The sequence below is a fragment of the Streptomyces sp. NPDC048825 genome (assembly GCF_043198355.1).
Classification (GTDB): domain Bacteria; phylum Actinomycetota; class Actinomycetes; order Streptomycetales; family Streptomycetaceae; genus Streptomyces; species Streptomyces xiangluensis.
On the sequence record NZ_JBICUR010000005.1, the window covers coordinates 16164 to 28602 of the forward strand.

General features: G+C 70.6%; 8 protein-coding genes. 6 read left to right on the forward strand and 2 right to left on the reverse strand.

The window, feature by feature from the left end; genetic code table 11:
- Positions 1–140 precede the first annotated feature (140 nt).
- From ACGFNK_RS14000 to ACGFNK_RS14015, 4 genes are all read left to right on the forward strand, one after another.
- A complete protein-coding gene (locus tag ACGFNK_RS14000; protein ID WP_393415605.1) occupies positions 141–3041 on the forward strand; it encodes a SpoIIE family protein phosphatase in 2901 nt (966 codons plus the stop codon).
- Positions 3042–3185: 144 nt separating this feature from the next.
- Positions 3186–4733, forward strand: coding sequence for a sugar ABC transporter ATP-binding protein (locus tag ACGFNK_RS14005; protein WP_393415607.1), 1548 nt, complete (start codon positions 3186–3188; stop codon positions 4731–4733).
- Entirely contained in the window at positions 4730–5848 is a 1119-nt protein-coding gene (locus ACGFNK_RS14010) for an ABC transporter permease (protein ID WP_393415609.1), read from the forward strand. Before ACGFNK_RS14005 ends, ACGFNK_RS14010 begins: the two co-directional genes overlap by 4 nt.
- A gap of 67 nt (positions 5849–5915) precedes the next feature.
- Positions 5916–7079, forward strand: a complete 1164-nt coding sequence (locus ACGFNK_RS14015; protein WP_393415611.1) for a substrate-binding domain-containing protein — start codon at positions 5916–5918, stop codon at positions 7077–7079.
- Positions 7080–7103: 24 nt separating this feature from the next.
- On the opposite strand, the gene ACGFNK_RS14020 is transcribed toward ACGFNK_RS14015, so the two are convergent.
- On the reverse strand, positions 7104–9674 hold the full coding sequence (locus ACGFNK_RS14020; RefSeq protein ID WP_393415613.1) for a SpoIIE family protein phosphatase: 2571 nt from the start codon (positions 9672–9674) through the stop codon (positions 7104–7106).
- A gap of 215 nt (positions 9675–9889) precedes the next feature.
- On the opposite strand from ACGFNK_RS14020, the gene ACGFNK_RS14025 reads away from it, so the two are divergent.
- Together ACGFNK_RS14025 and ACGFNK_RS14030 are read left to right on the forward strand one after the other, a co-directional pair.
- Complete coding sequence (locus ACGFNK_RS14025) at positions 9890–10300, forward strand: hypothetical protein (protein ID WP_393415615.1); 411 nt, start codon at positions 9890–9892, stop codon at positions 10298–10300.
- A gap of 158 nt (positions 10301–10458) precedes the next feature.
- On the forward strand, positions 10459–11133 hold the full coding sequence (locus ACGFNK_RS14030; RefSeq protein ID WP_393415617.1) for a DUF6766 family protein: 675 nt from the start codon (positions 10459–10461) through the stop codon (positions 11131–11133).
- A gap of 22 nt (positions 11134–11155) precedes the next feature.
- Here the strand turns inward: ACGFNK_RS14030 and ACGFNK_RS14035 are convergent, their stop codons facing one another.
- Positions 11156–12253: a glycosyltransferase family 4 protein gene (locus ACGFNK_RS14035; RefSeq protein WP_393415619.1), complete on the reverse strand. Its 1098-nt coding sequence runs from the start codon at positions 12251–12253 to the stop codon at positions 11156–11158.
- Positions 12254–12439 lie beyond the last annotated feature (186 nt).

Genomic DNA, 12439 nt, shown 5'->3' on the forward strand with positions numbered 1-12439 from the left:
GTCACCGCGGGTGTGGAACCTCACGAAACGTGACTCGTATTCCTAATGCCCGTATTCTCGTCAATGCTGCGGTATTTCCCAATAGTGGATTGTTGAAGGCGGGAGCGAGGTGAAGCGTGGTTCCGGCCGACGGGGAATCGATGCGGACGTGGCGTGCGACAGGCGGCGCAGTGCCCGCCAGTCTCCGTGAGCGTTTTCTGCAGGGCGAGCCGGTTGAGGGAGGCGTAAGAACGCCGATCTTGCATTCATGGCAGCGCTGCAGGTCCCTGGGTCTCTCGCCGGACCAGTCCGACCTTCCCTTCCGGGAGGACTTCGACCGGGACGGTCGGCTCGTCCGCGCGTCAGATCCGGTACTCGACCGGCTGCAGTCCACGTTCGCGGGCACCAAGATGAACATCTCCGTCGCGGATGCGAGCGGGACGGTCCTTCTGCGGCGTTTCGGAGATGCGGCCCTGGCCAGAAGTCTCCCGGCGATCCAGCGCGTCCCGGGATTCGTGTTCGCCGAGCAGTTCGCCGCCACCAACGGCATCGGTCTCGCATTGGCGGAGCGGCAACTCATCCGGGTCCACGGTGCCGAGCACTTCGCCGAGCGCTCCCAGGCGAGCGCCTGCCGCGCGATTCCCGTTCGCGACCCGCTCAGCGGGCGCATCGAAGGCGTTCTGTGCCTCGGCTATCCGCGCAGCGCCGAGGATCCGGCGCTCGTCACCGTGATACGCAAGGCGGCCGAAGCCATCGAGCGTCGGCTGCTGGAGCAGAGTTCCGCGCGTGAGCGCGCTCTGTTGCGGGCGTACGTGGGCACCGGCGCCGGTGCCGCCGTCGGCCTTCACCATGGCGTCGGGGTGGACGAACTGGCCCGTGAGCTGCGCCCCCGTGACCGGGCCATCCTCCTGGAGAAGGCCACCGAGCTGATCTCCTCCGCGCAGCGGGCCGCCGTCGACGTGTCCCTGCCCGACGGCCGGAGGGTGACGCTGGTGAGCCGTCCGATGACGAGTGGCTCCGGGGTGGAAGGCATGGCGATCGAGGTCCTCCTCCCCGGCCCTTCATCGCAACAGGGCCTGCCCGTCCCGCGCCAGGTCGACGAGCTGCTCGGCTTCCCCGCCGAGCACGCCGGCCTCCCTGTCGTCCCGCCGTCCGGGTACGTTCCCGTCGCCCCGGCGCCTGGGCGTCACTCCGTCACTCCGCCGTCCGGTCTCCTTCCCGGCGCCGCATCCGGCCAGGGCGCCGCATCCGGCCAGGGCGCCACGGACGGTCAGGGCGCCATGGACGGTCAGGGCGCGACAACCGTCGGTGGCTCCGGTGCGACGGACGATCACCCCGACTCCCCGCCTCCCGCGAGAGGGCTTGTGCTGGTGGGGGAGCCGGAGGTGGGGAAGTACGCCTTGGCGGCGCGACGCCGCCTGGAGCTGTTGTCCGAGGCCAGCGCCCGTATAGGCACCACCCTGGACGTGCGCCGCACCGCCCAGGAACTCGCCGAGATGGCGGTTCCGCGACTGGCCGACTTCGCCACGATCGACCTGCCCGAGGCCGTACTGCGCGGCGAGGAGTCCGCCGACCCCAGCAGTGACCTGCGCCGTGCGGTGGTCCACGGCATCCGCGATGTCGGTCACTTCAGCCCGGTCGGCAAGCGGGTCGCCTTCGGCCCGACCGCGCCCCAGCTGCGCTGTCTGACCAGCGGGCAGGCGGTGCTGGAGCCAGACTTGACGGCTGCCGCGGGCTGGCTCGCCCAGGACCCCGAGCACACCGAGCAGCTGCTGACCCATGTCCGCTCCCTCATAGCGGTCCCTCTGGTCGCCCGCGGCGTAGTCCTGGGCGTCGCCAGCTTCTACCGCTCGCAGGACGCCGTCCCCTTCGGAGACGACGACCGCTCCCTGGCCCACGAGCTCGCCACCCGTGCCGCTCTGTCCATGGACAATGCCCGGCGCTTCACGCGTGAACGCAACATGGTCCTGGCCCTGCAGCGGAGCCTGCTCCCGCAGGGTCTGCCCGATCAGGAAGCCGTCGAGGTCGCCCATCGCTATCTGCCCGCCGAATCCGATGTGGGCGGTGACTGGTACGACGTGATCCCTCTCTCCGGCACCCGTGTCGGCCTTTTCGTCGGCGACGTCGTCGGTCACGGCATGCACTCCGCCGCCACCATGGGCCGGCTGCGCACCGCCGCACGCAGCTTCGCCGAACTCGACTTCCCTCCGGACGAAGTCCTCACCCACCTCGACAATGTCGTGGGGCGCTTGGACCGAGAGGATCCCGCCGCCGACGGCGTCGGCATCATCGGCGCGACCTGCTTGTACGCCATCTATGACCCGACCTCCCAGCAGTGCGTCATGGCTCGCGCCGGTCACCCTCCGCCCGCGCTGGTCCGTCCCGACGGCACCGTGTCATTCCTCGACCTGCCCGCCGGGCCGCCTCTCGGCCTCGGCGGTCTGCCCTTCGAAACCGCCGAGATCCACCTCCCCGAGCACAGTCAGCTGGTCCTCTACACCGACGGACTCATCGAGGACCGGCACCGCGATATCGACGTCTCCCTCGAAATCCTGCGCGGAACCCTGGCCCACCCCGAGCGCACACCCGAGGAGACCTGTGAGGCGGTCCTGGACAGGGTGGCACCCGCCCATCCCAGTGACGACCTCGCACTGCTCGTCGCCCGCACCCACGCGCTGGACCCCCGCCGGATCGCCAGCTGGGACCTGCCCGCCGACCCGGCCCTCGTCGGCGACGTCCGCGCCGCCGCTGTCCGGCAGTTGGCCGACTGGGGACTCGACGAGGCCGCGTTCGTCGCGGAACTACTGCTCAGCGAGCTGGTCACCAATGCCATCCGCCACGGTGCCGGGCCTATCCGGGTACGGCTGCTCCATGGCCCCACCCTGATCTGCGAGGTCTATGACACCAGCAACACCGCCCCGCACCTGCGCCGGGCGGCCGCCACCGACGAGGGGGGCCGTGGCCTGTTCCTCGTCGCGCAGATGGCGCAGAGCTGGGGTACCCGCTACAACACCCCGGAGGGCAAGGTCATCTGGGCCGAATGCGGGCTCGACGGCACCTGAGGGCCTGCGCACGGCGCTCTGGCGGCCCCCTGACTCGTTCGGGGGCGCAGATGCTGTCAAATGTCTAAAATGCTGCTATTTGCCCCGCTAGTATCCCTATGAAAGTCGGGAAGAACTCGCAAGGCCGACCCCCGGGAGATGTCCGTGCACGATGCTCCCGACACCTCTGCGGAGGCCATCCAGCCCTCCGGAGCGGAACCTCTGGTCCGCATCCGCGGGCTCGACAAGCGGTTCGGCGGAACCCTCGCGCTGGCCGGGGTCGACCTCGACGTCCACGCCGGCAGCGTCCTGGCCCTTCTCGGCCCCAATGGCGCCGGAAAGTCCACGCTCATCAAAGTGCTCGCCGGCGTCCACCGCGCCGATGCGGGGGAGATCACCGTGGCCGGGCACCCGCTCGGGACCCACGCGGCCTCCCGCAGCATGTCCTTCATCCACCAGGACCTCGGTCTGGTGGAGTGGATGACGGTGGCCGAGAACATCGCCCTGAGCACCGGGTATCCGCGCCGCGCCGGACTGATCTCCTGGCGGCGGACCCGGGAGCGCTGCGCCGACGCCCTGCGGATCGTCGCCGGACATCTCGACCCCGACGCGCCGATCGCCCGGCTCGCCCCCGCAGAGCGTTCGCTGGTCGCCATCGCCCGAGCCCTGGCGGGACGGGCGAAGCTCATCGTCCTCGACGAGCCGACCGCCCGCCTCCCCGCCGCGGACTGCGCCCGGCTCTTCCACGTACTGCACGCCCTGCGCGACCGGGGGCACGGCATCCTCTACGTCAGCCATCGCCTGGACGAGGTGTACGAGGTCGCCGACACCTTCGCCGTCCTGCGCGACGGTCACCTCATCAGCCATGGCGCGCTGGCCGGACACAGCCCCGCCCGTCTGGTGCACGACATCGTCGGCGAGGAACTGACCGACTACCGCCCCGCCACGGCCCTCGGGGCCGCCCCGGCCGTACTGACCCTCGACGGCGTACGGACCGCCGGCGCGGGCCCGGTCAGCCTGGAACTGGAGGCCGGGGAAGTCCTGGGTCTGGTCGGCCTCTCGGGCGCCGGGCACATGGACCTGGGCCGGGCCCTCGTCGGCTCCCGGCCCATCCTCGACGGTCGCGTACTCCTCTGCGGCCGGCGGTACAGCCCCCACAAGGTCGCCGACGCCGTCGGCCTCGGCGTGGGCTTCGTGACCGGCGACAGACAACAGGAGGGATGCGCCACCGAGCTGACCGTACGGGAGAACCTCCTGGCCAACCCCCGCGTGGGAGGCCTGCCGGCGCTGCGCTGGATCAGGCCCCGCCGCGAACGCGCCGAGGCCGCCACCCTGATCGAACGGTTCTCGGTGCGTCCCCGCGACAGCGAGGCCCCCATCGCCACCCTGTCCGGCGGAAACCAGCAGAAGGTCATGATCGGCCGGTGGCTGCGGGTGGGCCTGCGCCTGCTGGTCCTCGAGGAGCCGACGGCGAGCGTGGACATCGGCGCCAAGGCCGCGATCTACGGCCTGCTCGACGAGGCGCTGGCCGCCGGCCTCGCGGTACTGCTCATCTCCACCGATTTCGAGGAGGTCGCGGGCGTGTGCCGACGAGCCCTGGTCTTCGTCCGCGGGGCTGTGACGGCCGAGCTGAGCGGTCCGGACCTCACCATCGCCGGGCTCACCCGGGCAGCTTCGGCCATGCCCCCCTCCGGAAGCGCGACGACCCCATGACCGCCTCGCCCTCTCCCTCCTCGCCCCCGTCCCCACGGCACCGACCGGGCCCGCTGAGCCGATTGGAGAGGCAGGGCGGGCACCTCATCGGCACTTACGGCCTTCTGGCCCTCACCGCCCTGCTCTTCCTGATCTTCTCCCTCACGCTGCCGCGTACCTTTCCCACTGCGGACACCATCGACTCGATCCTGTCCACCCAGTCGATCCCGGCCATCCTCGCGCTCGCCGCCATGGTGCCGATCGTGACAGGCGCGTTCGACCTCTCCATCGGCTACGGCCTCGGCCTGGCGCACGTCATGGTGATGCAGCTCGTCGTCAACGACGGGTGGCCATGGCCTCTCGCCTGCCTCGCGGTGATCATCGGAGGGGCGGTGGTAGGCGTCCTCAACGGTGTCATTGTCGAGTTCGGCCGGATCGACTCCTTCATCGCCACTCTCGGGACCGGCAGCATGATGTACGCCGCGACCGGCTGGATCACCAACGGCGGCCGGATCGTCCCGGGCCCGCAAGGCCTCCCGGCCGCCTTCACCGACATCTACGACTCCACGTTCCTCGGCCTTCCGGTCCCCGCCTTCTACGTGCTCGCCCTCGCGGTCGTGCTCTGGCTGGTGCTGGAGCGGCTGCCGCTCGGCCGGTGCCTGTACGTCATCGGCTCCAACCCCCGCGCCGCCGACCTCGTCGGCATCCCGACCCGCAAGTACTCGGTCTATGCCTTCGCCGCATCGGGGCTGATCGTCGGCTTCGCCGGGGTGCTGCTCGCGGCCCAGCAGCAGATCGGCAATCCGAGCGTCGGCCTCGACTATTTGCTGCCCGCATTCGCCGGTGCTCTCCTCGGCTCCACCGCGATCAAACCCGGCCGCCCCAACGCCATGGGCACGGTAGTCGCCGTCGCCGTCCTCGCCGTCGGCCTCACCGGCATCGGTCAGATGGGCGCCGACTTCTGGACGATCCCGCTGTTCTACGGCGGCACCCTGCTGATCGCCGTCGGCCTGGCCGGCTACTCCGCCCGCCGCCTGCGCACCGGCGCCGTCGCGGCCCGCGATTCACCCGTCGTGCCGCCTTCACCGCCGTATCCCCCGACGCAGGACGGTGGCACAGCCGGTACCGCTCCATGACCGACGCCCGGCACCACCTCCGTGACCCCGGCCCGCGCCTCCGCTCATCCCTCCATGAGGAGCTCCCGTGCAGTGCAACCGCAAGGCCGCCTCCGGCGTCTTCACGGCTCGGTTCGCTTCCGCGGCCCTGTTGGCAGCGGTAACCGTCCTTGCAGGCTGTGAACGCGGCTCGTCGACAGGCCAGGGGGACTCCGCAACGGGCCCGAGCGGCTGCCCGGCGGCCCACGCCAGGGCCCAGGCCGCCGTCAGGCAGGCAGAGAAGACCGACGCCCCCTGGGACGGACCGACCAGCGGCCCCACAGCGGTGTCCGGCAAGACCATCGTCTACGTCGCCCAGACCATGACCAATCCCGGAGTCGCGGGCGCCGCGGACGGAGTGAGGGAAGCCGCGCGGGTCATCGGCTGGAACGTCCGGGTGATCGACGGCGGGGGCACGCCCGCCGGCATCCAGGCGGCAATGAGCGCAGCCGTGGCCCTCAGGCCCTCGGGCATCGTCATCGGCGGCTTCGACCCCGACTCGACGTCGCAGCAGGTCGCGCGGGCCGACGCGACGGGTATCCCGCTCATCGGCTGGCACGCGGTCGCTTCGCCCGGCCCCAGTCAGAGGCCGAAGCTCTTCACCAACGTCACCACCCGGGTCGAGGACGTGGCCGGAATCAGCGCTCAGTGGATCATCTCGCGTTCCAACGGCCGCGCCGGGGTCGTGCTCATCACCGACGCTTCGATTCCCTTCGCCAGGAACAAGTCCGACCTGATCAGGAAGGAGCTGGCCACCTGCTCGGGTGTGAAGCTGCTGGCGCAGGAGAACATCCCGATCCCGGACGCCAGCAGCCGCACCCCACGGGAGATTTCCTCCCTCCTCTCCCGCTTCCAGAGCAAGTGGACCTACTCCGTTGCCATCAACGACCTGTACTTCGCCGACGCCGCCCCCGCCTTCCGGGCGGCCGGCAACAAAGGCTCTGGTCCACCCTTCAACATCGGCGCCGGCGACGGCGACCCCTCCGCCTTCCAGCGCATCAACAGCGAGCAGTACCAGGCCGCTACCGTCCCCGAACCGCTGTCGCTGCAGGGCTGGCAGATCGTCGACGAGTTCAACCGGGCCTTCTCCAGCCGACCCGCCAGCGGATATGTAGCCCCCGTCCACCTCACCACGGCCGCCAACAGCGCCGGGGACACGACCTGGGACCCGTCGGGTTACCGGGAGGCGTACCGAAAGATCTGGGGCAAGTAGCAGCGGCATCGGAGTGCCGCCCACTCACCCTCCCGCCGACGGGCTCGGCTCAGCGCGCGCGGATGGTCGCTCCATGGCCGTCTGTGGGGGCGGGGGAGGGGCGTACTCGGTGAGCAGGAGCGCGATGTCGTCCGCCCTGTCGGCGGACTGGCTGGCATCTCGCAGCAGCCCGTCGGCCAGATCCTTCAGGCGCTCCCCGCCCGTGTGGGCCAGTGAGGCCCGGAGCCGCTCGATGCCGGAACCGATGTCCGAGCCGCGCCTCTCGACCAGCCCGTCGGTGTACAGGGCCAGGACCGATCCGGGCGCGAGGCGCAACTCCGACTCCGGATACTCGGCAGTGTCGACGACGCCGAGCAGTGGACCGCCCGGCACATCCAGGATTTCGGCGCGTCCGTCGGGCAGGCGCAGCAGAGGTGGGCAGTGGCCCGCGCGGACGATGGCCACGACCCCCGAGCGGGGGTGGAAGCGGGCGTAGCAGCAGCTCGCGAGCAGAGCCGGGCCGAGGTCGTCGAGGAGGAGCCGGTTGGTGTCGGCGACGACGTCGCCAGGTCGGTGGCCGGCGGTGACGAAGGCCCGTACCGCGCTGCGCAGCTGGCCCATTGCGGCCGCGGCGGGGACGTTGTGCCCCTCGACGTCCCCGACGATCAGCGCGACCTCGTCGCCGGTGGGGATGACGTCGTACCAGTCCCCGCCGATGTCCATCCCCCTGGTGCCCGGAAGATAGCGTCCGGTGACGCGAAGGTCCGGCAGCGTGGGCAGCCGGTGCGGCAGCAACGCGTTCTGCAGGCCGCGGGCGAGGGCGAATTCGGCGTCGTAGAGCCTGGCACGTTCGAGGGCCTGGGCGATCAGGCCTCCCAGCGCGGTGAGCAGTCCGCGCTCCTCGCCGGGGAACCGATGGACGTCGTCGAAGCCGAGCATGCAGGCGCCGACCGGGCGGTTGGAGGCGATCAACGGCAGGAACGCCCAGGAGTTGGAGTCGCCGAGGGGGATCCCGGGGTACGTCCCGAGGAGTTCCTGCCGAGACTCGACGAACAGCGGGGCCCCGGAGGTCAGCGCGTCCGTCATGGGCAGTCGGGCATGCAGCGGGGTGCCTTCGAACCGGGCGAGAAAGCGTTCCGGGTAGCCACGCTGTGAGAGCAGGTGCAGGCGCCGCTCCTCCACCACGCAGATCGCCAGCTTCTGGCCGCCGAAAGCGGGCAGCAACTGCTCGGCGACGGCGTCGCACACCTCGCGCGCGGTGACCGCCTCGGTGAGGGCGCTGCCCAACTGGAGTACGCGGTAGAGGGCACCCAGACGGGGGGCCGCGGGTGACAGGGAGAGGGGCGGTCCCTCCTCCGCGACGGCTGTCCCGGGCCCGGCCCCGGCCGGAACCGGCTGCCTCACGAGTGCCGCCCATCCCGTCATGCCCTGCGCGCCCGGGTGGAGGGAGAACACGAGCCACTCGTCGGGCGGTCGGCGGACCAGGAACGAGACCGGCTGCTGGGAGACCACGGCGGCCCGGTAGCGATCCTCGTAGACGGGATCGGCCAGCCAGGGCAGGACGTCCCACGGGCGTTGGCCGAGCAGTTCGTCCTGGCGGGCCCGCAGCAGCTTCTCCAGGCTGTGGTTGGCATAGGTGAGACGCCCGTCCGGAGAGAGCGCGAAGAAGCCGTCTGCGAGTCGCTCGATCGCCGCCACGGCGGCCATACCGCTCCCGGAGTCGAGTACGGCGCCGACCAGATGGGGCGACGCCTGCGAGTTGCCCCGGTTCTCGGGCACCCGCCCCCACAGCTCGACCGTCCGGCCGCCCCCGCCGCCGTCGCGGATGCGCAGGCAGTGCGCGAGCATACGCCCCTCCTGGGCCGCGGCACGGGCGGCGGACCGGAAGCCGGGCAGATCCGCGGGCTCGATCCTGGCCGCCAGGGTGGCCGCACGTCCGTCGAACTCGCGGGGAGGGATCCCGAAGATCGCGCACAGCTCGTCGTCTGCCGTAAGGGCTCCGGTGTCGAGGTTCCAGTCGAACAGGCCCACCCGTGTCGCCGGAGCGGACGGTGGGGGAACCACCACAGGATCGGCACGCTCGTCGCATTCGCCGAGCGCCTGGCGGCCGCTCAGCCTGGCGAGGGCGGTGCCCAGACGGTCGGCCGCGGAGCGCAGCTGCCGCCGCTGCACTCTCGACAGCCCGGCCCCGTCCGGTTTGGGCGTCCACAGCACGGCCATCGCTCCGAAGGTCCGCTCACCCGCTCGGACAGGCACTGAGGCAGAGCCGAAGGGGTAGGGCATGGCGACCGAGAGCTGGGGGAAGCGCCGCATCGTCTCCTCGGCGTCGGCCAGGTGGACGCATTGCCCGGAGCGGTAGGCCTCCGCCACCGGGATACGGCTGTTCACCGGGATCCGGCGCCACCCGCCCAGCAGGGACGGCGGTGCCCCGCACGCCGCCGTCAGTACGAGCGAGCGATGGTCGCCGGAAAGCAGGAACACACTTCCGGCATGCGCTCCGGTCGCCTTCGTGGCGCTGAGGACGGCACTGACCAGGGCGTCGTCGCGCTCGAGCGCTTCGCCGACACTCGCGGCGCCGAACGGGTTCGAACTCGATGCCTCACCACTGGCCGACACGCTACCTCGATTATTTTGAGTATTTGTTCCATTTTAGAGCGAATTTCGGTTTTTGATGGGCATACGTCTGGCCGGAAGCTAGGGCGGAAGCGCCGTGGAGACGGTGCCAGCATCCCCGGTGCGCCTCGGCCGGTGTTCTGCCTGTTGCGTGTGGTGCTCCTGGGTCGGGGTACTCGACGCAGACCCACCCGTTCCAGAGCGGGGCAGGGGGCGTGATGCTGAACAGAAGACGTCCGTCGTGCGGCGTGCTACTGATCGCCCTGATCTCGGTCGGCGGTTGCGCCACCACCGGTGAGCGCAGCGACGGCGCCTCCGCTGCCGCGATCGCCTTCACGGACGCGCTGCGCCGGGGCGATGCGCGGGAGGCGTGTTCGCTCCTGGCGCCGCGGACGCGCATGGAGCTCGCGGAGTCCGAGAAGGCTCCGTGCGGTCAGGCGATGACCAAGCAGCACCTGCCTGCTGACGGACGTGTGAAGGAGACGGATGTCTACGGCCGGCAGGCCATGGTCACCCTCACCGACGACACGTTGTTCCTGGCGCGCTTCTCCTCGGGCTGGAGGGTGATCGCCGCCGGTTGCCTCCCCCGTCCGGGACAGCCCTATCAATGCCAGGTCAAAGGCGAGTGACCAGCGATGAAGACCTTGTTCGCGCTGTGCCTGCTGCTCGTCCTGAGTGGTACGGCCTACGTCATCACCGTGGGGCTGATGCACCGATGAAGCCCGGTTGCCGTAGAGCGCGCGGCCACGGAGCGCGCCCCCGATGCAAACGGGGGAGGTGAGGACGTATGCGTCGCTTCCTGCGGGAGAACGGGCTCTCCCTGGCCTTCGGCGTCGGTTTCCTGCTCGCTCTGGTCGGGCAAGCGATCGCCGGCCACGCGGACTTCAACAACCAGCTCGTCAGTGACGGCTTGGAGCCGGTCGGCTTCGGCTCCTACGTGTCGTCCTCGGACTTCGGCGTCGACGTCATGGAGAACTGGCAGTCGGAGTACTTGCAGTTCTTCCTCTACGTCTTCGTCACCGTGTGGCTGCTGCAGCGCGGATCGCCGGAGTCCAAGGAACTGCACAAGGCCGGTCCCGAATCCGACCGGGACCAACTGGTCGGTGAACACGCACCGGCCGGCGCACCGGCCTGGGTGAGGGCAGGCGGGTGGCGCCGGGCGGTCTACTCCCGCTCCTTGGGCCTGGTCATGGGCGCCCTGTTCCTCTTGTCGTGGCTGGCCCAGTCCGTCGCCGGTGCGGCCGCCTACAACGAACAGCAACTGCGTCGGCTTCAGGCCCCGATCAGCTACGGCCAGTACCTGGGTTCCGCCGACTTCTGGAGCCGTTCCCTGCAGAACTGGCAGTCCGAGCTGCTCGCGGTGGCCTCGATGGTCATCCTGTCGATCTTCCTGCGCCAGCGCGGCTCCCCGGAATCCAAGCCCGTCGGCGCATCCCACACCGCGACCGGTGTCGAAGGCTGAGACCAGGCCGCCGGTTCGGCGGCTACCGCACGCCCATCTGCTGATAGGCGGTGAGACACCGCTGTGCGCACGCGTCCCAGGTGAACCGCTCCAGCACCAGCTGCCGGGCGTTCTCTCCGAGCCGCCGGGCCAGCGGCCGGTCGGCAACGAGTGTGCGGATGCGGTCCCGCAGCTGGGCCACGTCGCCGGGATCGACCAGGAAGCCCGTCTCCCCGTCCCGTACCACCTCCGGCAGACCGCCGACCCGGCTGCACACCACGGCTGTGCCGCTGGCCATGGCCTCGATCACCGCCAGACCCAGCAGCTCGCTGATGGCGACTCGGCGGCCGTAACAGGTCTCGGGCACCGAAGGCAGGCAGAAGACTGCGGCCCGGCGATACAGTGCGGCGACTTCGGCGTCGTCCGCCTGATGGACGAAGCGGACCTGTTTGCCACTGGCGAGGCGGGACAGCAGTTGCGGGTAGCCCGATTCGGGCGGCCGCGGATCGTGGCCGGTGGTGCCCACCACCGTGAGCGGTACATCCGGCGACAGTGCACGCAGCAGCCGGTCGACGCCCTTGTGAGGCGTCAGCCGTCCGACGAACAGCACACCCGCACAATCCTCCGCGGCCCCGGCGCCGGGGAAGTACCGTGCCGGGTCTGCACCCCCGTAGACCACCGTCGTCCGGTCGGGCGGCGCCTCGAGGGTTTGCGCCGAGAAACGGGAGACCGTCAGGAAGCGATCGAACAGCCCGGGCAGCAGCCCGGCCCAGCCGCCGCCGCCCAGGCCGTGATCGGTCACGGCCAGCGCCTGCCCGCGGGCTGTCCCGACCAGTGCCGCCGTCCGGCCGGGGGCGCTGCGCATGTGGTGGACGTGGACCGCGTCGGCGCCGGACACCGCCGACGGCAGCAGGGGACTGACCGGGTGGGCGGGATGGCCGTGCAGCCGCACCCAAGGCCGGAGTACCCGGACCCGTAGCCCGCCCTGCTCCCGCACGCGACGCGGATGCCGTCCGAACGTCACCAGCTCGCAGTCGACCTCGCGGGCCAGTGCCCGGGCCAGCTCGACCGGGTAGCGCTCACCGCCGCCGAACAGACCGTCCACTCCGAAACAGGTCGGAGCAACGTGGGTGATCCGCACTGACGCGAACCCCCTGTTCCTCTCGGTTCCTCTCGCTGGTCACGTCCCGATCCGCCGTTCCCTCTCCCGGCCGGGCTACACATCCTCAGCTGTACGGTCTGTTCGTCGGCCACGACACCGATGCCGATTTCGTGCCGCTGAAGACGGCGGACGACTGGCTGCACTTGGCTGCACTCCGTCCCGGGC